The sequence below is a fragment of the Rhizobium sp. CB3171 genome, from assembly GCF_029714265.1.
In the GTDB taxonomy this organism is placed as follows: Bacteria; Pseudomonadota; Alphaproteobacteria; order Rhizobiales; family Rhizobiaceae; genus Rhizobium.
In genome coordinates this window covers 3,259,266-3,280,367 of sequence record NZ_CP121652.1, presented here as the reverse complement: position 1 = coordinate 3,280,367, position 21,102 = coordinate 3,259,266, and the positions used below count along the sequence as shown (strand labels likewise).

Here is a 21,102-nt window from a genome sequence, read left to right as displayed (position 1 = left end):
GAATGTTAAGGGAGTTTGGCTCTGCCGCAGCAAGAAACTCGCCTGACGATCTCAGCTCAAAAGCATATAGGAAGTGCCCCACCGATTATCAGGCCCTACGGCGCCCGCATTTTCGGTGCACCCCAGCGCAGGCCGTCCATCAGCAGGCGGACGAGGCGGCGGGAGCGGTCGTGCCATTCCGGTGAAGTGGGCATGGAATAGGTGCCGGACAGCGCATGCAGCACGTCGGTGCTGTCGACATCCGCGCGGATCGAGCCGTCGGCGACGGCCCGTTCGATCAGGCCGCGGAGCGCGATCGGCACCATGCCGTAGCTGTCGGCGAAGAGTTCGGAATTGCTGTTGAGCAGGATGCGCAGGCTGTCGGCCATGCCGCGCTTGGTGGCGATATAGCCGACGAAACGGTGCATCCATTCCTCCAGCGCCTGATCCGGCGCACGCTCGCGCGAAAGCTCTTCGGCCGCGTTGCAGAGCACCTCAACTTCATGGCGATAGACGACTTCGACCAGATGTTCGCGGGTTGGAAAATGACGGTAGAGCGTTCCGACGCCGACACCGGCGCGCCGCGCAATGTCTTCGAGCGAGGCAGCGGTGCCGTGGCTGGCGAAGGCTTGCGCCGCGGCTTCGATGAGCTTGTCGCGATTGCGACGCGCATCCGCACGCAGGGTTTTTGCGTCTGGCGGCGTTTCGTCTTTGAGCCCTGGCGATGGCTTCGAAGCCAATTTTTGCTCCATGCGGATTGCGACTTGACGATACCAGACAAGTCTCTAAGTTAATAAACGGAGGCGCCTCCGTTTATTCTGGAGTACCGAAGGATTGTTACCGCATTAAGGGCCGGGACGCCATTGCCGTCTGATCGGAGGATCAAGGACGGTGAAAGCGCAGCCTCCCCTCGGGCGTCCCACCACAACCGCACGCGCCGGCGAAAGCGCTGTCGCCTGATTACCTGGCGCCGGTCGGGCCGACATCAAGAGCGGATGTCATGACCGGCAGATCCTGATGATTGCAAGATGATGACCCGAACAGGGAGTGACCTGATGACTATTGTCCATCTCGATATCAACGGACGCGAGCACGAGCTTTCGCTCGATCCGCGTGTCACGCTTCTCGATGCCCTTCGCGAGCATCTCTGTCTGACCGGCACCAAGAAAGGCTGCGACCAGGGCCAATGCGGCGCCTGCACCGTTCATGTCGACGGCGAACGTGTGCTCTCCTGTCTGACGCTGGCCGCCCAGGCTGAGGGCCGCAAGATCACGACGATCGAAGGGTTGGCGGCGGAAAACGGCGATCTGCACCCGGTCCAGGCCGCTTTTCTGGAGCATGACGCTTTCCAGTGCGGTTATTGCACGCCGGGACAGATCATGTCCGCCGTTGCCTGCATCCGTGAGGGCCATGCCGGCTCGGATGACGAAATCCGCGAATACATGGCCGGCAATCTCTGTCGTTGCGGCGCCTATCCGCACATCGTCGCCGCCGTGCGCGAAGCAGCGGAGGCCAGCCGATGAAAGCGTTTTCCTATCTCCGCGCCGGTTCCGTCGATGAAGCCCGGCAGGCCGCGGCCTCTTCCGCCACCATGCTGCTTGCCGGCGGCACGACGCTGCTCGATCTCGCCAAATGCGGCGTTGCCGAGCCCGAGACGGTGGTGGATATCAGCCACCTTGCCGGCCTCGATACCATTTCTCTCACCGATCGGACCATAACGATCGGGGTGCTCGCCAGGATGAGCCGGGTCGCCGACGATGCCAATATCAAGGCGCAATTCCCGGCCGTTTCGCAGGCGCTGTCGCTTGCCGCCTCGGCGCAGATCCGCAACATGGCGACGATCGGCGGCAATTTGATGCAGCGTACACGCTGTCCCTATTTCCGCGATCCGGCGACCTTTTCCGCCTGCAACAAGCGCGCACCCGGTTCCGGCTGTTCGGCAATCGGCGGCGTCACGCGTAATCATGCCGTTCTCGGCACCAGCGAGGCCTGTATCGCTACCAATCCCGGCGATCTGGCGGTCGCTCTGGTGGCTTTCGATGCCGTCGTGCATCTCGGCAGCCGCCAAGTCGCGATTGACGATTTCTTCCTTTTGCCGGGAACGACGCCCGATCGGGAACATGCGATCGAGCCGGGCGAGATGATCACGGCGATCACCATTCCGACATCCGCGGCCGCACGCCGTTCGACCTACCTCAAGGTGCGCGACCGGCAGTCCTATGAGTTCGCCGCCGCCAGCGCCGCGGTCGGGCTCGAACTGGAGGCGGACGGCCGGACGATCCGTGATATCAGGGTGGCACTCGGCGGTGTCGCCACCAAACCGTGGCGCGCTCGCGCTGTCGAAGAAGCATTGAAGGGGCAGGTGCTCGATGCCGCGGCTGTGAAGCGTGCCAGCCTGCTCGCCGTCAAAGGTGCCGTCTATCACGGTGCCAATCATTACAAGATTACGCTTGCGCCGCGTGTCGTCGAGCGTGCCATCCTGACGATGGGAGAATTGGCATGACCATCATGGAAACCAGAAAACACAGCGCCGCCGACGGCGCGCTCGGCGGACGACTGTCGCGCCTTGACGGAACGGCGAAGATCAAGGGCGAGGCCGACTATGCCGTCGAGCACGATCTTGAAGGGCTGACCCATGCGGTGATGGTGCAAAGCACGATCGCCGCCGGCCGCATCGTCGGCATGGATATATCGGCGGCGGAGAAAGCACCGGGCGTGCTGCTGGTGCTGACGCCGGATACGATGCCGGACCTGAACTCGCCGACCACCTGGCTCGACACCCCTGGTCCGGAAGGCCCGTATCGGGCGCTTGTCACGGACATTACCTATAGCGGCCAGCATGTCGCCGTCGTCGTCGCTGAAACTTTTGAGCAGGCGACAGCGGCGGCGGCACTGGTCAAGGTGACCTACGAGGAGACCCCGGCTATCTTCAGCCTCGATGATCCAAAGGGCGGCGAGGGTTTTCCGATCGATCCGATGACCAGGGAATGGGGCGATGCCGCAGCCGCCCTGGCCGCAGCTCCGGTCAAGATCGAAGCCGAATACAGGACACCCCGGGAATACAACGTGCCGATCGAGCCGCATGGGCTGATCGCCAAGTGGGACGGTGACATGCTGACCCTCTGGGAGCCGAGCCAGTGGATCGACGGCATGGCGCGCACCTATGCCGAATGGTTCGGTATCCCATTCGAGAATGTGCGGATGATCTCGCCCTATATCGGCGGCGGCTTCGGCTCCAAGGCGCTGGCCTTGCCGCATGGGGCTGTTGGTGTCATGGCGGCAAAGCTGCTCGGCCGTCCGGTGAAGCTGGTCATCACCCGGCCGCAGACCTTCACATCTTTCGGCGGCCGGCCCGGCACGCGCCAGACGATCGCACTTGGCGCGACCAAGGACGGCAAGCTTCTCTCCATCGTTCACGGGAGCGCCAACGAGACTTCGGTGGGTGACGTGGCGGTCGAGCCGTTGGGTGTCGTCACCTCGCTCATGTATGCGACGCCCAATCTCTCGTCGCGGCAGAACATCGTGCGGGTGAATACGGTAAAGCCCGGCGCATTGCGCGCGCCCGGCGAAAATCCCAGCGCCTGGGGCATCGAAAGCGCCATCGACGAGCTCGCCTACCAACTCGGCATGGACCCGCTGGAAATTCGGCTGAAGAACTATGCCGAGCGCGATCAGGAGACGGATAAGCCCTGGTCGACAAGGCAATTGCGCGAGGCTTTCGAGGCCGGTGCCAAGGCGTTCGGCTGGGCGAAGCGCTCGCATGCGCCGCGCTCCATGCGGGACGGCAAGCATCTGATCGGCTGGGGGGTGGGCGCCGGCACCTATCCGGTGCGCCGCACGCCGGGCGAAGCGCTGGTGCGCATCCTCGCCGACGGCTCGGCGGAGGTGGCGAGCAGCGGCATCGACATGGGGCAGGGTACCTATACGATCCTGGCGCAGACGGCGGCCGAAACGCTCGGCATTCCGATCGAACAGATCCGCGTCAAGCTCGGCGATTCCGCCCTGCCACGCGCGCCCGTCGCGGGCGGTTCGCAGCTTGCAAACCTGATGACCGGCGCCGTCTACAAGGCGGCGGTCGCCGCCCGTGAAGAGCTGGTGGGTGTGGCGATCAACGATCCCAACTCGCCGTTCCGAGATCTGCAGGCCAATACGCTGATCGTTTCGGAAGGCCGCATTCTGCCGCCACGCGACGGCGGTAATGGCATCGCTATTGCCGATCTGTTGCGGCAGATCGGCCGCGACAAGATCGAGGTGCTGCGCAATACCCTGCCGGAAGACAAGCAGAGCAAGGCGGATCATTATCGCAACTTCTCGACCATCGCGACCATGCTGTCGCCCACGGAGGGCGACTATTCGATGCATAGCTGGTGCGCGCACTTCATCGAAGTGCGTGTCGACGAGGATTTCGGCACAGTGCGCGTCTCGCGCGTCGTTTCGGCGCTCGATTCCGGCCGGCTCTACAATCCGAAGCTCGCCGAAAGCCAGTGGAAGGGCGGCATTATCATGGGCATCGGCCAGGCGCTGCTTGAAGAGGGCATTGTCGATGAGCGCTACGCGCGCGTCATCAACAACAACCTCGGCGACTATCTCGTGCCGACCAATGCCGATATTCCCGACATCGAAGTGATTTCCGTCGGCATCCCCGATCCGCATGCCTCCGTGCTCGGCGGCAAAGCGGTCGGCGAACTGGGGATCGTCGGCGTTGCGCCGGCGATTGCCAATGCGGTTTTCCACGCGACGGGCAAACGGATACGCGATCTGCCGATTACGTTGGAGAAGCTGCTGTAATTTTTGAGGGATTTGGGGATGGTCGGGCAAGCGTGGTTTCGCCGCGCTCGCCTGCCCGGCCACTCACCCTAGCCCTTTCCCGCATTGCGGAGAGCGGGGACGATGGAGCTGGCAGGATAGATCTTCCAGCAACGAAAAAGACGCCGGTAAAAAGCGTGTCATGTCCGCAGCTTGTTTTTGACAGCCGATGATTGCTGTCTCTAGATTGGTTTCCGACTACGGGAGGCCGGTCCGGAGGTTGGCTGGCTGTGAGGAACAGGGCGGAGCATCATGAGCCAGTATGATATTCTCGATCAGCGCTTCAAGGCGCTGATCAATGGTTCTGCAAAATTGGAGCAGCTTTGGACGGGCGGGCGTTGGACCGAGGGACCCGTCTATGTACCGGCCGCACGCCATGTCGTGTGGTCCGATATACCGAACGACCGAATCCTGCGTTATGACGAGGCGACGGGCGCAGCCGGCGTCTTCGAGAGCCCCGTTGGTTATCACAATGGCCATACGCTCGATTTCGAGGGCCGGATCGTCGCCTGCGAGCACGGCCGCCGCCGTGTCAGCCGGCTTGATCATGACGGCGTGTGGCGGTCGCTCGCCGAACATTTCGACGGCAAACGGCTGAATTCGCCGAACGACGTCGTCGTGAAGTCGGATGGCTCGGTCTGGTTCACCGATCCGACCTATGGGATCGACAGTGATTATGAGGGCTTTGCCGCACCATCGGAAATCAACGCATCGAATGTCTACCGCATCGATCCGGCGGACGGAACGGTGACGCTGGTCGCCAGCGACCGCGTCAAGCCGAACGGCCTTGCCTTTTCGCCGGATGAAAGCGTGCTCTACGTCTCCGATACCGGTGGTTCGCATGTGCCCGGCCTGCCGCGGACAATCACGGCCTACTCCGTCAATCCGGACAGGCGCAGTCTCAGCGAGGGGCGGGTCTTCGCCACCTGCGAAGTCGGCATGTTCGACGGTTTCCGGGTCGATCGCCATGGCAACATCTTTGCCTCCAGCGGCGATTCCGTCCGGGTTTACGCGCCGGATGGCACATTGATCGGCCGCATTCTCGTTCCCGAAGTCATATCGAACCTCTGCTTCGGCGGCCCGAAGCGCAACCGGCTCTACATCACCGCCACGACCTCGCTCTATGCGATTTATGTGAATAGCGGACCTGCTGAGCCGGCTAATCGTTTGCGTTAAGTGGAGTCTCGGTTCGAATTTTTTGCCGCACTGCTTTGTTGGAAATGTTCGACCGCGCTATCCATTTGAACCCAATCGTGTTTCGACTGCTCGAAAACCGATATAACGGGAGCCGGGAATTTGGGATCCGCCAACGCGCCGACGGCAACGCCGATCAGCGACGGTAGTCTGTCGGCCTTCCAATAGACGGTTGAGCCGCAGTTCGGACAGAAGTAGGTGTGGACCTTCCCGCCGCTTGCCGCATCGCGGCTGAACTCTTTTGGAGTTCCGGAAATGGCGACGGCATCGGCGGCATAAAAGGCGCCGACGCTAAACGGCGCGCCGGTCCTGCGTTGGCAGTCAAGACAATGACAGGCGACAACCAATTTCGATGGTTCTGAAAGCGTCAGCGTGAGAGCGCCGCAACTGCATCGGGCATCAGCCATTGGAACATCCTCCGTTTTCTGAAGCGGGATCGTGTGGAGATTTCAAACCAGCGCTGCGACGCCCTCCCGCTGCGCATCGTTCAGCATGCATCCGAGGCTGGTTCCAATTTCCAGCCGCGAATCAAAACTTCGCTGTTCGGGGAATCTCGGTCGTGCCGCTATAGTTGCGGCATCAGGGCCTACCGGAATGACCGGGGCCTGCGCCTGGGCCTCGCTCCGGTCCCTGGTCGAAGGCGTTGAAGGGGCGGGCTTCGCTTTGCGGCGACGGCACGTCGAGATAGGTCATGATATTATCGACATGGCTGACCTGCGAGCGCAGGCTGTCCAGCGACTTGCCGGTAAGATTGGTGCCGGCCGGCAACTGGGCGGTCAGTGGGTTTTCGTAGCGGCCGTTGACGCGCAGTTCGTAGTAGAGATGCGGACCGGTGGAATAGCCGGTCGAGCCGACATAGGCGATGACTTGGCCCTGGGTAACGCGCTCGCCGACATGCAGGTCCGACGGCGTCGAGGAAATATGGGCATAGGTCGTCTCGTAGCCGCCGTCGTGGCGGATGCGGACATATTTGCCGTAGCCCGTTTCCCAGGAAATCTTTTCGACGGTGCCGTCGCCGGCTGCCATGATCGGGCTGCCCATCGGCGCGCGGAAATCGACGCCGTTGTGGAATTTCCGGACGCCGAGGATCGGATGAATGCGCCAGGCAAATCCGTCACCGAGCGTGCCGTTGGGCACGGGACGATGGGTCAGCACCTTGGCGACGGAGTGGCCACCCTCGTCGTAGAATTCTGAGGCACCGTCGCCGCCGTCCTTGTGCAGATAGAAGCGATGCGTGTCGCCATCGGTGTGGAACTCGATGAACATCAGTTCGCTTTTGGCACTGTCCGCCTTGCGGAACAGCAGGTCGACGCTATCGGGCGCATCGTCGCCACCGGTTAGGGAAACGCCGTTCGCCTTGGCGAGCTTCATGAGCTGATCGACGCTTTCATCGGAAAGCCCCGCTTTCTTCAGCTTGGCGCTGATCATCGACCGATCGTTGCTGTCGATGCCCTTGAGGTCGACGGCAGCCACGTCCGAAGAGGACGGCGTGTCGGCCTGGCTCTCGCTATAGAGCGTGGAAAACAGCCGGTCATCGGTAAGAGGTACGAAGCCGTCGGCATCGTCGCGCGCCACAATGCGCTCGGGTGTCTTCTCGCCGCTGAGGCGAGCCATGATCAGCTTCGGCTGCGCATCGGCGGTCTTTTTCTCCAGCAGCAGTTCCAGGCTGTCGCCGGGCGAAACCGTATCGGTTTCCAAGGCACGCTGCAGCTCGTCGCCAGCATCTACACCAAGACCGGCGGAGGCGAGGATATCCTGCAGGTCCTGCCGGTCCTTGGGCATGGAAACCAGTCTCTTGAACTCGCGGCCTGCCTCGCCCGTGGTCGCCTTCGACACGCTGACATTCAACGGCACGCCGCGAACCGGGAAGCGTGAGCGCCGGACCGCGTCGTAGCGATTGGCATGCGGATAGATGCCCTGGCGGATATCTGCAAGCGACGGCGGCGAAAATAGCGCGTTCTCGGTCCGTGTATCGCCGTCATAGGCCGCATTGATGGCCGTGGCATCACTGTCTGCGGGTTCGGTAACCTCGGCTTTGAAGACCAGTGTCGTGCGGTGATAGGTGAAGATACGGGTTTCGCCGCTCGAAGTCTTTTCCGCCACCTGCGCAAAACGGGCGCCGTCGAAACGCTGTTTCGTGGCAAGCCGGTCGCTCTTGTGCAACGCCGGCTGCGATTGGACGAGCTGGGCCGTGTGAATCGGAACGGCCTGCTCGATCGTATGGCGGGCAAGCAGCGGGTAGAGAACGGTCGCGAGAAGGCCGCAGGAGGCGGTGCCGGCAAGACCGATGGCGATCAGGTGGCGAAGATGGGCGGATCGGGGCAGAAAGGCAATATGAAATTCATGATGCGGCCGCGCCTGAATCGCAGCCTCTGCAGGAAATTGGACGCGCAATGGACTTTCGACCATGAATTGAGGAACCCTGCAGACTGCGGTGGGCCCAAACTAGGGCAAATCATGTCAAAATCTGGGCAAATATTACGTATCTGTTAATTACCGTGATCTTCCAGGTTCGCAGATTCTCGCATCACGGGTGATTCGTCAACCGAAGATGGTGTCGTACAGCAGCTTGAAATTCAGCGCCAGGATGACGCCCGCAACCAGCCAGGAGAGAACGGCAACGCTCCTTGGGATGGTGAATCTGCCCATTTTTCTGCGATCTGTGACGAATTGGACAAGCGGAATGACCGCGAAGGGCAGTTGCATGGACAAAATGACCTGGCTCAGAACGAGCAAATCGGCAGTGCCTTTTTCACCATAAAATGCAGTAACAAAAACAACCGGAATAATTGCGAGGCCGCGCGTCAAAAGCCGTCTGGCCCAGTGTGGAATACGCAGGCGGAGGAAGCCTTCCATGACGATCTGGCCGGCGAGCGTCGCCGTCACGGTGGAATTAAGGCCGGAGGCGAGAAGTGCGACGGCAAACAGTGTCGAGGCGATCCCAAGGCCGAGCAGCGGCGATAGCAACTGGAAGGCCTGGCCGATTTCGGCGACATCCGAATGCCCGCTATTGTGGAAGGCGACGGCGGCGACGATCAGGATCGAAGCGTTGACGAAAAGCGCCAGCATTAAGGCGATCGTGCTGTCGGTGGTCGCCCATTTGATCGCATCGCGGCGGCCTTCATCCGTGCGCTTATAGGCGCGCGTCTGCACGATCGAGGAATGCAGGTAGAGGTTATGCGGCATGACGGTCGCGCCGATGATGCCCATGGCGATGTAGAGCATCTCGTGATTGGTGACGATCTCGGGCGATGGGATGAAACCATTGAGGATAGCGGCGATCGGAGGGGCGGCGGCGGCGATCTGGATGGCGAAGCAGACGGCGATGACAATGAGGAGCGCGATGACGAAGGCCTCCAGGAAGCGGAAGCCCTTATTCATCAGAAGCAGCAGCAGGAAGGCGTCGAGCGCGGTGATCAGCGCGCCGCCGATCAATGGGATACCGAAGAGCAATTGCAGCGCGATCGCCGTGCCGATGACCTCGGCGAGATCGCAGGCGATGATGGCGAGTTCGCAGGCAAACCACAGGGCCAGATTGACCGGTCTCGAATAGTGGTCGCGACAAGCCTGCGCCAGATCGCGGCCGGTGACGATGCCGAGCCGGGCTGCAAGTGCTTGCAGCAGGATCGCCATCAGATTGGACAGCATGATGACGGCAAGTAGCGTGTAGCCGAATTGCGCACCACCAGCGAGGTCGGTCGCCCAGTTTCCTGGGTCCATATAACCGACGGAGACCATATAGCCCGGCCCGAGGAAGGCGATCAGCCGCCGGACCCAGGTGCCGGCGTGCGGAACATGAATCGTTGCATTGACTTCCGGAAGGCTCAGCCGCGCCTCTTCATCTGGGCGGGCAAATTTCCACGCTTGCGGCGCGGCTGCTTCCTGAATCTGCGTCATGCGGGGCTCCGGGATCGAATTACGATGTGACTAAAGAAATATGCTGGATATCAACATTATGCAATAGGCTATATTTTATAGTTGCGGCGTTGTGATGGCGATGATGGCGCGTCGCAAAAATCATCATCCGCTTTCAAGATTGAAGCTCGTGCTATAAAGATCAAAGCGAGTTTATTCGTGCGTCCAGGGAGCCAAACGCATTGCCAGCCAGAAAACCGCCGATCCATCGCGACGAACCGCTGCCGGATGCCGAGACGCATTCGGAGGGTTTTCGGCATACGCGGGAGGCCACCCGTGGCGCTCTGGTGGAAGATTATGTCGAGCTGATCGCCGATCTCATCGATGATGGCAACGAGGCCCGGCAGGTGGATATCGCGGCAAGGCTTGGCGTGTCACAGCCGACGGTCGCCAAGATGCTGGCACGTCTTTGCGAAGACGGGCTGGTATCGCGGCGGCCCTATCGCGGCGTTTTCCTGACGGAGGCGGGCAATAAGATCGCCCAGAACATCCGTGCCCGCCATCAGACGGTCGAAGCGTTCTTGCGCTGGATTGGCGTTAGCCCCGAGACGGCGCGGATCGACGCCGAGGGCATGGAACATCATGTCAGCGCCGAAACGCTGAAAGCGTTTCGTCGCACCATGCAGCGCGACGGATAAGTCAGCGGGGTCGCGTACCCTATTCCGCCGCGTCGTCGTGTCTGGAAATGGAATCGCGCACCACGCCGTATTGACTGCCCCAGCGGTCGGTCATCTCGGCGCGGATATCCCAGAGATCGGGGAAGAAGCGATGGCGAGCGCCGGCCTGTAACAGTTCGACCGGCCGGCCCTTGAGGGATTTCGAGCCGAGCCCGATCGAGCGCTGGATCAGATAGATGTGGTTGGCGCGAAATTTCTGGAACAATTCGTCGTACTCGGCCAATGCCTCGGCGACGACATAGCTGTCGCCATGATCGTATTTGCCGTCATAGACATCCTCGACCGTTAGTCCGAGCGCGTCGAGATAATGGGCCTTGAAGGCCCGCCAGAGATCCGGCGGCATGCGCAGCAGGAATTTGAAGCCGGGCGATTCCTGGCCGCTGCCATTGCCGAGCTGCAGGCGGATCTGCTGATATTCCTTCGGCGACATGGTTTCGAGCAGATCGAGCTGCGCCGTCATCATCCGCATCAGCCGATGCACGCGGCCCATCAGCGTCACCACGCGATGGGTCTTGTTTTCCTCGATGAAGGCGATCACGTCGACCAGCGTATAGGCGATGAGCTTCATCCAGAGCTCTTCCACCTGATGGACGATCTGGAACTGCAGCTCGTCGCCGTTGACCATCCCGTTTAGTGGCTTCTGGCAGGCGAGCAGCTTGTCGCATTGCAGATAAACGCCATAGTCGCGCATGTCTGGCGCCTCGATCCGCGCGTAATAGTCTTGCTTCTGCATCTTCGTTCCCTTTGTCCCGGCCTTTGCCGCTGGCATATTTGCCCTTTTGGAAGGATACGAAATTTTCCCTTGAACATTGTTCCTAATTGTCTTCTAAAATTGCCAATAAGGAGTACGATCAACCTTATCGGAGGCAGTGGAGGGAACGCTGGACTTGGACGCGCTCGACCATAAGATCGTCTCTGCCCTGGAGGCCAATGCCCGCATCTCCTTTGCCGCGCTCGCCGATCTGGTCGGTCTCAGCAAGACGCCGTGCTGGAAACGGGTGAAGGCGCTGGAAGAGGTCGGTGTGATCCGCGGTTACCGGACGATCCTCGATCCGGCACAGCTCGGCTTCGGACTGGAAGCCTTCGTGCAAGTGTCGATCGACGTCGAGCGCTTCGATGCCTTCGAAGCCGCGGTGCGCCGCCATCCGCTGATCTGGCGCTGCCATGCGACGACGGGGGAGGCCGACTATCTCCTGCACATATTGGCCGCCGACATGGCCGCCCTCGATCGGCTGCTGCGTCAGGAACTGAACCGGCTGCCCGGCGTACGCCATACGGTGACGTCAATGTCGACACGAGAGATCAAGTCGGACATCTCGTTTGCCGACGCCGCACGACATATTGGCGGTAGCCGCTAGGCTGCGCTTTGCGGTATGGAGTTCGCATCCCCGACAAACTTAAGGCCCGGAAGCCCGGGCCCCGTCCTCCGAGTCCGCCAAGCAGCGGCGAGCCGTTACATCTTGGTCATGCCCTTCTCGGCATTTTCCATGTGGGTCACACAATTTTTCATCTTGTGCGCCTTCATGGCATCTTTCGCCATAGTCACCTGTTTGGTGGCAGCTGCCTTTTTCGTCTGGTCGGTCATTGCATCCACCTTGGTCTGCAAGGCCATAATGGAAGCGTCGTCACATTTTACCGCGGATGCGGCATAAGCGGGCACGGTGCTCGCCGCCGCAAGCACGGCAGCGATCAAAATCGATCTCAACATGTGCATTTCCTCCGAAAGGGCATAATTGCCCTTTGCGAGAACGTACCTGCACGCATAAGTGTTCCGGCCTGAAGCGACCTGCGACAAATTGAAACATGCTAAAGTAATGCCTTCAAATTCCGGCATACCATTCGTAGCCGCGATCTTCCCAGAAACCACCTTTGCCGCCCCAGAGATCGTTGAATTTGTCGCGGATTTCGATGCGCATGACATATTTGGCGTGCTTGTAGCCGAGCTGGCGCTCGACGCGCAGACGTAGCGGCGCGCCATGGGCGACTTCGAGATCCTTGCCGTTCATCGAATAGGCGAGGATCGTCTGCGGATGAAAGGCGTCGATCAGGTCGAGGCTCTCGTAGTAGCGGCCGCTGCCGTCGAGCGTCTGCTCTAATTCGTCGGCGCAATAGAACACCGCATAACGCGCGCCCGGCTTCAGCCCGGCGCTCTGCAGAATGAGGCCAAGCGGCACGCCGGTCCATTTGCCGATGGCGCTCCAGCCTTCCACGCAGTCGTGCCGGGTGATCTGCGTGCGCGACGGCAGTTGCTTTAGGTCGGCCAGCGAAAACTCCATCGGCTGGTTGACCATGCCGTCGATCTTTAGCTTCCAGGTGGAGAAGCCGTTTTCCACCATTGCGGCATAATCCGCAGTGCCGGGATTATCCGTGCCGTTCGAGCGGAAGGTCGGCGAGAGGTCCTTTTCGGTATATTCGCGGGCAAGCGTCTGCGGCGGGACGAGAAGGCGTTGTGTGCCCATGGTCAGACCTTCGGCCAGCGCGAGAACCTTCTGGACGTTCTGGTTCTCGGTGACGTCGTCGCAGCCGGTAAGGCCGATAGCGCCGAGGCTGGCGACAGAACCGATGAGGAAACCGCGGCGGCTGACGATCTTGCTCATGCGTCCTCTCCTTCCCTACGGATGGCGTAGCGGCCGGTGACCATGGAGCGCATGTTGTTCCAGAGACCGGACAGGATGACCATCGCCACATGGACCAGGACGAAGAGAACGATCGTCCAGGCGGTGATGAAATGAATGCCGCGCGCCGTCTGCCGCCCGCCGAAGATATCGAGCAGGAACGGGTAGCCGGCATCGATGCCGGGCGACATGGTGAGCCCGGTCGCCAGCATCAGCGGCAGCAGGATGAAGATGACGATCAGGTAGCTGAGCTTTTGCAATGCATTGTAGCGCTTTGCCTTCTCGCCTTTCGGGAAGCGCAGGCGGGCGTGCTCAATGATTTCATGCCAGAGATTGCGCGGCGAGACCTCGGCACCCGAGGGCGCCAAGTCGCGGCGGAAATGGCCGGCAATGAAGCCATAGAGCAGATAGATCAGGCCGTTGAAGACGAAGAGCCAGGCAAAGAAGAAATGCCAGCGCCGGCCGGCGGCCAAGTCCTGGTAGCTCGGGATCGTTGCCCAGGCGGGAAAAGCGCGTTCGGTCCATTCGCCATCCTCTTTCGAGGCGCCGAGAACGCCGGTCGTCGGGATCGTCAGGCCGCCGATGCGGAAGGTGCCGTAGGGCTGGTTGTCGCCATCGGTGGCCGATATCTGCAGCCAGGATGGATCGGCATTGGCGCCGTACTGCCCCCAGTAAAGGGCAGGATGGGCGTTGAAAATCTGCATGCCGCTCATCAGCAGCAGCGAAAGACAGAGCACATTCAGCCAGTGCGTCAGGCGGGTAACGATCGAATGCCGGCGAATGTAGATCGTCCGGGGAGGCGCAGGTGGTGCACCGGTCGTATCGATGTCGGCCATGGCTAGGCTCCTCTCGAAATCTTCAATGAACCCTTTGGAAACCCTGGCTGCAGAGTACCACAAATCCACCGGGAAAGTGGCGGCGCCCCATCAGCGAGGGAACTGAATCTGGAGCGCCGCATGGCAGGCTACGGCGGGGGCGGGTGCCGATTGGCCTGCAGGCTTCCCTTGGGCGGGAAGGGAAGATCACATCGGCGGAACAGTGCCGTTGACGCCGACGGCAACGAGATTGGTGGAAACGATGCCGTCACCTGTGGTTTGGCCGGTGATGAAGACACCGGCGCCTGCCTTCAGATCGTCCTTGGTGGCCGAGGTGAAGGTCACGACCGGAGTTCCGTCCGGAATGTTGATTTTCTTCTCGCCGCCCTTATAGGTCAGGGTGAGCGTCGGGCCATTGACCGACTTGACGGCATTGGCGACCGTGGCATTGGTCATCGAGCTGTTCGGCTTCGAATCCCAGGGGCGGTCGCCTTCGCCGGTGCCCTTCATCGAGGCGGGGAAGATCACGACTTCGATGGCGCCGGCAACGCCGCTGGCGGTTGGCTCATTGGCGATGCCGACGAAATCGCCGGGCTTGATATTGGCGGCTGAGGCCTTGGTGACGCCGGCGACGGCCCAGCCGGATTTCAGCATGACGGCGATGTCCTTGCCGTCGCGGGACTTGACGTTGAGGGTGTCGCCATCGAGGCTTTCGATCGTGCCGCGTACGCGGACGGGGTCGGCGGCATTGGCGCCCTGTAGCGCGGCGAGCGTTACGACAGCGCCGGTGGCCAGTGCCAATATGCCCTTCGTCAGATGCTTGCGATCCATGAATAGTCTCCTTTTATCTACCTACTAATCGGTAGGTTTTTTCGACAGAGCGGCCAAGGTCGGCCAACAGAATTCCTTGCATGAGAGAACCGGAGGAAGTCATCTCGATTGCAACGAAGGCGATCCTATCTACCACTCGGTAGCTCCGCCAATCAAACAAGCGTGAGAGCCGCGTTATCGGTCCACATCACGAAAATCTGAATAATTTCAATGGAGAGTGGCCAGCCGATCGAACAGCGGTTCGACGATGGTGGCAAAGACTGACGGGTCGCCATAGGCTCGCGCCGAGAGCATGGCGCCATGTACGGTTGCCATGAAGGACAGAGCTTCCCCCGCTGCCGGGCGCGGCAAAATAAGACGGCCTTCGGCCGCCCCTTTTTCCATCACGGCGGCAAGCCAACTCGAGAGATCCCGGAAATGCCCTCGCACTTCGGCGGCAACATCGGCCGGCAGCACCGGCAGTTCGGCGGCAAGCATGGCGCAGATGCAGAAGGGTGCGGTATTGTCTCGGATGCATGCTTCCCAGAAGCCCGTATAGGCGCGAAGGCGTGCAACGGGATCGGCAATATTGGCGTCGACCCCGGCGAGACCCTGCCGAGCCTCTTCCCGATAACGCGCCACGACGGTCCTGACGAGATCGGCCTTGGTCGGAAAATGGTGATGAATGCTGGCTTTGCGAATGCCGACCTCTGCCGAAATATCAGCGAAGCTGAAGCTGTTATAGCCGCCCGCGATGATCAGGCCGCGTGCCGATTGGACGATCTCGTCCGCTTTTGTCGAAATATTGCTCATTCACTTTGCCTACCTATTGGTAGGGTGTCTGTCAAGTCCGAGCCAAAACTCCGATCAATTCGGGGATTGAGGTTGAAATTTTGCAGTTTGGCGCAATGTTTAAGCGCAAAAAAGCTGGTTGCCTCAAAATCCCCTTCCTGTCACGTTATGGCTAGGACACGAAAGATTGGAGAACCGAAATGATCGCGATTCGTCCACTTTTGATCGGCCTTACCCTCATCCTTGCGTTGGTGCTGATTGCGCTCAGCATTTTGCTGGTCAATCCCGTAAAGCCCATCCATCAATCCGACAACCTTATCCCGATGCAGACCGAGCCCGCCCAGCGCCAGTAGCGGCTAAGCAATTCCAGGAAAAGTGCGAAGCGGTTTTCCGTCTGGAATGCGTAGAAACAAAGGGATAGAGCGGAAAGCGATTCCGTGAAATGCTTTCCGGTCTACGGTTTCAGCTTGACGGCGTGAAGCGCGCCACCAGCGTATGACGATCGCCGGGATAGGTGAGGCGGACATGTGTGATCGGTCCGAGGTTGCTCCAGGTGCGCCGTTCGATGACGAGGCAGGCGGTGCCTTTGGCAATGTCGAGGCTCGTGGCGGCCTCGCCCTCGGCGGGGATGGCGCGGATCTGGTGCTCGGCCGTGCTCCATGGCACCTGATTGATCAGCCACGGTCCCGGCGGCAATGCGTCGAAATCGACCTGAGCCGCCTCCGGTACGGCGTCGAGATTGATGACGCGGTCTTCCAGACAGAAAGGCCGGCGGCCGGCGTAGTGAATGCAGGTGATGTCCAGCACCGAGACCGCGCCGGCAAATTGCAGCCGCCGCGCATCCTCGGGACGACCCTTGCGCTTGGCGCGTTTCACGATCTTATGGGAGTAGGGCAGGTTCAGCGACAGGATTTCCGACTTGATGTCGTGGATTTCCAACACTGCCGATTGCGCCTGTGGCTGAGTGACGAAACTCCCTGAGCGCTTCCGCCGCTCGATCAATCCGGCCCGGGCAAGCTGCGTCAGCGCCTTGTTCACCGTCATGCGCGAACAGTCATATTGTTCGGCCAGGGCAAGCTCGAAGGGAATCCGGTGGCCGGGCGGCCAATCGCCGGAAACGATCCGGCTCTCGATATCGTTCAGGATACGCTGATGGAGCGTCGCCTCTTTACCTGTGGTCATGCCGCCGACCGCTTCCTCGTGAGACCTGGGTAATCGTCACTTTGTTTATTTAGGATTTCATTGTCGCGAGGAAAAATTCTTTTTCAACCGATTAGTTCGCTCATCACAGCGCGGAATCGAGCGGAGATTGCTTCCCGTCTGTTGTGCCGCCCGCCTTCGACCTGTTTGCGGCCCTGCGCCCAGACGCTGTCGACGGCAACGCCGCCGGCAAACATCCACTGATCCAGGATTTGATCGCCGGAGAGATAGGGAACGGCGCTGACATCGAGGGAAACCACATCGGCGTAACGGCCGATGGCGAGCCCGGCCGGCGCCTTCAATGCCACACCGCCGCCGGCGATTGCATGATCGAACAGTGCGCGCGCCGTCGAGCCGCCCGATGAAGCGATGACATTGCGGGCCCTCAGCGCCAGGCGCTGCGAATATTCCAACTGCCGCAGCTCTTCCGGAACGGAAATCAGGATATTGGAATCCGAGCCGATGCCATAGCGGCCGCCTTCCTCCAGAAACAGCGGTGCCGGAAAGGTGCCGTCGCCGAGATTGGCTTCCGTCACCGGGCAGAGGCCGGCGATCGCACCGCTTTTCGCCATCCGCCGGGTTTCGTCATCGGTCATGTGGGTGGCGTGGATCAGGCACCAGCGCCCGTCGACCGGGGCGTGATCGAGCAGCCATTCGACCGGTCGCGCGCCGGACCAGGCAATGCAATCCTCGACTTCCTTCACCTGCTCGGCGACGTGGATATGGATCGGTCCGTCGCCGGCGAGCGGCACGAGTTTTGCCAGCTCCTCGGGCGTTACTGCCCGCAGGCTGTGCGGGGCAAGGCCGAGTTCGGCACCCGGCACCCGATCAACGATCGTCCGGCAGCCGGCCATCAGGGCCTCGAATCGATCGAGCGAATTGATGAAGCGTCGCTGGCCGTCGATGGGGGCTGCGCCGCCGAAGCCGGAATGGGCGTAGAAGACCGGCAGCAGCGTCAACCCAATGCCGGTTTCAGTGCTTGCCGCGCCGATGCGCTCGGCAAGCTCGGCAATGTTGGCATAGGGGCTGCCGTCCTTGTCGTGATGCAGATAATGGAACTCGCCGACCCGGGAAAAACCGGCTTCCAGCATTTCCATGTAGAGCTGCGCGGCCACCGCCTCGACATGATCGGGGGTCATCGAGAGCGCGAACTTGTACATGACGGTCCGCCAGCTCCAGAAGCTGTCGTTCGCCGGGCCTCGGACTTCGGCAAGGCCGGCCATGGCGCGCTGAAAGGCATGGCTGTGGAGGTTGGGCATGGCAGGAACCAGAACGTCGTGCCGCTCGTCACCGGCCTCTGCCGCAACATCAGCCTCGATGCTGGCAATGCGGCCATCCTCCAGAGTCAGTCGGACATTTTCCCGCCAGCCATCCTGAAGCAGTGCCGAACGTGCATGGAGTTTCGTCATGACCTAGCTCTTTCCTTTTGGATACTGAGTCCAAAATCCCTCTTGTCAGTTCTTTTAATATGTATATACATTATGAGCCCATAAGGAAAGGCGTAAAGCTGATGAGTGGGAACAATTTTTCCGGCGATAGCGTAAGATCCGAGGGCGAAAGCCGCCTTTGGCGCAATGCCCGTCTGGCGACCTTGCGAGAGGATGCGCCGGGGCTCGGCATTGTCGAGAAGGGTGCGATCCTGACCAAGGGTGGCCGCATCCTTTTCGCGGGCAGCGAAAGCGATGCGCCTGAGATCGGCGATGCCGAAACCCTCGATCTCGAAGGCCGCTGGGTTACGCCCGGTCTCGTCGATTGCCACACGCACATCGTTCATGGCGGCAACCGCGCCCGCGAATTCGAGATGCGTCTGGAAGGCGCGAGTTACGAAGAGATTGCGCGGGCCGGCGGTGGCATCGTTTCCTCCGTTAACGCAACGCGCGCGCTTTCCGTCAACGATCTTATTGCGACGGCCTTGCCGCGCCTCGATACGCTGCTTGCCGAAGGTGTCACTACGATCGAAGTGAAATCCGGCTATGGCCTCAGCGTCGAATCCGAATTGAAGATGCTGCAAGCCGCCCGGGCGCTGGAAGACGCTCGTCCGGTTCGCGTTGTCACATCCTATCTCGCCGCGCATGCGACGCCGGCGGATTACAAGGGCCGCAACGGCGACTATATTTCCGATGTCGTGTTGCCGGGTCTGAAGCAGGCGCATGCCAAGGGATTGGCCGATGCCGTCGACGGCTTCTGCGAGGGAATCGCCTTTTCGCCGGCTGAGATTGCCCGCGTCTTCGATCTTGCCAAGTCGCTTGGCATCCCGGTGAAACTGCATGCCGAGCAGCTTTCCAATCTCGGCGGCGCCAAGCTTGCCGCCTCCTATGGCGCGCTTTCCGCCGACCATGTCGAATATCTCGATGCGGACGGCGTGAAGGCGATGGCGGATGCCGGCACGGTCGCGGTCCTTCTGCCCGGCGCCTTCTACGCCATTCATGAGAAGCAGAAGCCGCCGGTCAAGGCGCTGCGCGAGGCGGGTGTTCCAATCGCCATCGCCACCGACTGCAATCCCGGCACCTCGCCGTTGACCTCCATGCTGCTGACGATGAACATGGCAGCAACCCTCTTCGGCCTGACGGTCGAGGAATGCATCGCGGGTGCCACCCGTGAAGGCGCCCGTGCGCTCGGCCTGCTTTCCAAGACCGGCACGCTGGAGGCCGGCAAATCGGCCGATTTCGCCATCTGGAATATCGAAAGCCCTGCCGAGCTTGTCTATCGCATCGGCTTCAATCCGCTCCACGCCCGTATCTTCAAGGGGGAAAGATTCGACCGATGACTGTCACTCTCCATCCTGGCTCCGTTTCGCTGAAACAATTGGCCGCGATCTATTGGACCGGCGAGCCTGCCAAGCTCGATGCCTCCTTCGATGCCGGCATTCTCAAAGCTGCTGCGCGTATCGCCGAGATTGCCGCCGGCAATGCGCCGGTCTACGGCATCAATACCGGCTTCGGTAAACTGGCTTCCATCAAGATCGACAGCGCCGACGTCGCCACCCTGCAGCGCAACCTCATTCTTTCGCATTGCTGCGGCGTCGGCCAGCCGCTGCCGGAGAACGTCGTTCGCCTTATCCTGTCGCTGAAGCTGATCTCGCTTGGCCGCGGCGCTTCCGGCGTGCGTCTGGAACTGGTGCGGTTGATCGAGGCGATGCTGGAAAAGGGCGTCGTGCCCGTCATCCCCGAGAAGGGTTCTGTCGGCGCTTCCGGCGATCTCGCCCCGCTCGCGCATATGACCGCTGTCATGATGGGGCATGGCGAGGCTTTTTATGCCGGTGAACGGCTGGACGGCGCTGCCGCGCTGAAAAAGGCTGGACTGACGCCGGTCGTGCTTGCCGCCAAGGAAGGGCTGGCGCTGATCAACGGCACGCAGGTCTCGACCGCACTTGCTCTGGCCGGTCTCTTTCGCGCCCATCGCGCCGCGCAGGCAGCGTTGATCACCGGCGCGATGTCGACGGATGCCGCCATGGGTTCTTCGGCGCCGTTCCATCCTGATATCCACACACTGCGTGGCCATAAGGGGCAGATCGATACCGCCGCTGCCCTCCGCGGCCTGCTTGCCGGTTCCGTGATCCGTCAAAGCCACATCGAGGGCGACGAGCGCGTTCAGGATCCCTACTGCATCCGCTGCCAACCGCAGGTCGACGGCGCCTGTCTGGATCTCCTGCGTTCGGCCGGCCGCACGCTTGAAATCGAGGCCAATGCGGTCACCGACAATCCGCTTGTGCTCTCGGACAATTCCGTGGTGTCCGGCGGCAACTTCCATGCCGAGCCGGTGGCTTTCGCCGCCGACCAGATCGCGATTGCCGTCTGCGAGATCGGCGCGATCTCGCAGCGCCGCATCGCGCTGCTGGTCGATCCGGCACTGAGCTATGGCTTGCCGGCTTTCCTCGCCAAGAAGCCCGGTCTGAACTCCGGACTGATGATCGCCGAGGTGACGTCGGCTGCGCTGATGTCAGAAAACAAGCAGATGTCGCACCCGGCTTCCGTCGATTCGACGCCGACCTCCGCCAATCAGGAGGACCACGTGTCAATGGCTTGCCATGGCGCCCGTCGACTCCTGCCGATGACCGACAATCTCTTCGGCATCGTCGGCATCGAGGCGCTGACGGCCGCACAGGGCGTCGAGCTACGTGCGCCACTGACCACCAGTCCCGAGCTGACCCTTGCCATTGCCACGATCCGTACCGCAGCGCCTACGCTGGATGAAGACCGCTACATGGCAAACGACCTCAAGGCCGCCAGTGACCTCGTCGCTTCCGGCACGCTCAACGCATCCGTATCCGCCGGCATCCTGCCCTCTCTGGAGATATGA

The 21,102-nt window shown here is 61.1% G+C and carries 21 protein-coding genes; 9 read left to right on the top strand and 12 right to left on the bottom strand.

The window, feature by feature from the left end; translation table 11 throughout:
* Positions 1–95 precede the first annotated feature (95 nt).
* A complete protein-coding gene (locus QA648_RS15990) occupies positions 96–719 on the bottom strand; it encodes a TetR family transcriptional regulator (RefSeq protein WP_283047989.1) in 624 nt (207 codons plus the stop codon).
* 315 nt (positions 720–1,034) lie between these two features.
* Here QA648_RS15990 and QA648_RS15985 point away from each other — a divergent pair, with 315 nt between their 5' ends.
* The 4 genes from QA648_RS15985 (at position 1,035) to QA648_RS15970 (ending at position 5,961) form a co-directional block, all read left to right on the top strand.
* Positions 1,035–1,502: a (2Fe-2S)-binding protein gene (locus tag QA648_RS15985; protein WP_283047988.1), complete on the top strand. Its 468-nt coding sequence runs from the start codon at positions 1,035–1,037 to the stop codon at positions 1,500–1,502.
* Complete coding sequence (locus tag QA648_RS15980; protein ID WP_283047986.1) at positions 1,499–2,482, top strand: xanthine dehydrogenase family protein subunit M; 984 nt, start codon at positions 1,499–1,501, stop codon at positions 2,480–2,482. The genes QA648_RS15985 and QA648_RS15980 overlap by 4 nt, the downstream gene beginning before the upstream one ends.
* The gene (locus QA648_RS15975) at positions 2,479–4,767 is read left to right on the top strand and encodes a xanthine dehydrogenase family protein molybdopterin-binding subunit (protein ID WP_283047985.1); all 2,289 of its coding nucleotides are present in this window, start codon (positions 2,479–2,481) and stop codon (positions 4,765–4,767) included. Before QA648_RS15980 ends, QA648_RS15975 begins: the two co-directional genes overlap by 4 nt.
* A 270-nt stretch (positions 4,768–5,037) precedes the next feature.
* Complete coding sequence (locus QA648_RS15970) at positions 5,038–5,961, top strand: SMP-30/gluconolactonase/LRE family protein (protein ID WP_283047983.1); 924 nt, start codon at positions 5,038–5,040, stop codon at positions 5,959–5,961.
* Here QA648_RS15970 and QA648_RS15965 read toward each other — a convergent pair.
* The 3 genes from QA648_RS15965 to QA648_RS15955 form a co-directional block, all read right to left on the bottom strand.
* Positions 5,958–6,386: a GFA family protein gene (locus QA648_RS15965; protein ID WP_283047981.1), complete on the bottom strand. Its 429-nt coding sequence runs from the start codon at positions 6,384–6,386 to the stop codon at positions 5,958–5,960. The genes QA648_RS15970 and QA648_RS15965 overlap by 4 nt on opposite strands.
* 172 nt (positions 6,387–6,558) lie before the next feature.
* Positions 6,559–8,388 (bottom strand): M23 family metallopeptidase, encoded by a 1,830-nt coding sequence (locus tag QA648_RS15960; protein ID WP_283047979.1) that lies wholly within the window; start codon positions 8,386–8,388, stop codon positions 6,559–6,561.
* Positions 8,389–8,520: 132 nt separating this feature from the next.
* Positions 8,521–9,876: an Nramp family divalent metal transporter gene (locus QA648_RS15955; RefSeq protein WP_283047977.1), complete on the bottom strand. Its 1,356-nt coding sequence runs from the start codon at positions 9,874–9,876 to the stop codon at positions 8,521–8,523.
* 200 nt (positions 9,877–10,076) lie between these two features.
* Here QA648_RS15955 and mntR point away from each other — a divergent pair, with 200 nt between their 5' ends.
* Positions 10,077–10,532: a manganese-binding transcriptional regulator MntR gene (gene mntR / locus QA648_RS15950; protein ID WP_104824756.1), complete on the top strand. Its 456-nt coding sequence runs from the start codon at positions 10,077–10,079 to the stop codon at positions 10,530–10,532.
* A 19-nt stretch (positions 10,533–10,551) separates the two neighbouring features.
* Here mntR and QA648_RS15945 read toward each other — a convergent pair whose 3' ends face one another.
* A complete protein-coding gene (locus QA648_RS15945) occupies positions 10,552–11,304 on the bottom strand; it encodes a tryptophan 2,3-dioxygenase family protein (protein ID WP_283047974.1) in 753 nt (250 codons plus the stop codon).
* Between the two features lie 154 nt (positions 11,305–11,458).
* On the opposite strand from QA648_RS15945, the gene QA648_RS15940 reads away from it, so the two are divergent.
* Entirely contained in the window at positions 11,459–11,929 is a 471-nt protein-coding gene (locus QA648_RS15940; protein WP_283047972.1) for an Lrp/AsnC family transcriptional regulator, read from the top strand.
* Positions 11,930–12,024: 95 nt separating this feature from the next.
* Here QA648_RS15940 and QA648_RS15935 read toward each other — a convergent pair whose 3' ends face one another.
* The 5 genes from QA648_RS15935 to QA648_RS15915 form a co-directional block, all read right to left on the bottom strand.
* On the bottom strand, positions 12,025–12,279 hold the full coding sequence (locus QA648_RS15935; protein WP_283047970.1) for a hypothetical protein: 255 nt from the start codon (positions 12,277–12,279) through the stop codon (positions 12,025–12,027).
* A 112-nt stretch (positions 12,280–12,391) separates the two neighbouring features.
* On the bottom strand, positions 12,392–13,168 hold the full coding sequence (locus QA648_RS15930) for a molybdopterin-binding protein (protein ID WP_283047968.1): 777 nt from the start codon (positions 13,166–13,168) through the stop codon (positions 12,392–12,394).
* Positions 13,165–14,022 (bottom strand): cytochrome b/b6 domain-containing protein, encoded by an 858-nt coding sequence (locus tag QA648_RS15925; RefSeq protein ID WP_104824751.1) that lies wholly within the window; start codon positions 14,020–14,022, stop codon positions 13,165–13,167. Before QA648_RS15925 ends, QA648_RS15930 begins: the two co-directional genes overlap by 4 nt.
* A 186-nt stretch (positions 14,023–14,208) precedes the next feature.
* Positions 14,209–14,832, bottom strand: coding sequence for a hypothetical protein (locus QA648_RS15920; RefSeq protein WP_104824750.1), 624 nt, complete (start codon positions 14,830–14,832; stop codon positions 14,209–14,211).
* A gap of 207 nt (positions 14,833–15,039) precedes the next feature.
* Positions 15,040–15,624 carry a TetR/AcrR family transcriptional regulator gene (locus QA648_RS15915; RefSeq protein WP_104824749.1) on the bottom strand — a complete coding sequence of 195 codons (585 nt, stop codon included), beginning with the start codon at positions 15,622–15,624 and terminating at the stop codon, positions 15,040–15,042.
* A 179-nt stretch (positions 15,625–15,803) separates the two neighbouring features.
* On the opposite strand from QA648_RS15915, the gene QA648_RS15910 reads away from it, so the two are divergent.
* Positions 15,804–15,956, top strand: coding sequence for a hypothetical protein (locus QA648_RS15910; RefSeq protein WP_158704499.1), 153 nt, complete (start codon positions 15,804–15,806; stop codon positions 15,954–15,956).
* 109 nt (positions 15,957–16,065) lie between these two features.
* Here QA648_RS15910 and hutC read toward each other — a convergent pair whose 3' ends face one another.
* Both hutC and QA648_RS15900 read right to left on the bottom strand, forming a co-directional pair.
* Positions 16,066–16,785, bottom strand: coding sequence for a histidine utilization repressor (gene hutC / locus QA648_RS15905; protein WP_104824748.1), 720 nt, complete (start codon positions 16,783–16,785; stop codon positions 16,066–16,068).
* Positions 16,786–16,868: 83 nt separating this feature from the next.
* Positions 16,869–18,212 (bottom strand): formimidoylglutamate deiminase, encoded by a 1,344-nt coding sequence (locus QA648_RS15900; protein WP_283047965.1) that lies wholly within the window; start codon positions 18,210–18,212, stop codon positions 16,869–16,871.
* Positions 18,213–18,313: 101 nt separating this feature from the next.
* Here QA648_RS15900 and hutI point away from each other — a divergent pair, with 101 nt between their 5' ends.
* Both hutI and hutH read left to right on the top strand, forming a co-directional pair.
* A complete protein-coding gene (gene hutI / locus QA648_RS15895) occupies positions 18,314–19,570 on the top strand; it encodes an imidazolonepropionase (RefSeq protein WP_283047964.1) in 1,257 nt (418 codons plus the stop codon).
* Positions 19,567–21,102, top strand: a complete 1,536-nt coding sequence (gene hutH / locus QA648_RS15890; protein WP_283047963.1) for a histidine ammonia-lyase — start codon at positions 19,567–19,569, stop codon at positions 21,100–21,102. The genes hutI and hutH overlap by 4 nt, the downstream gene beginning before the upstream one ends.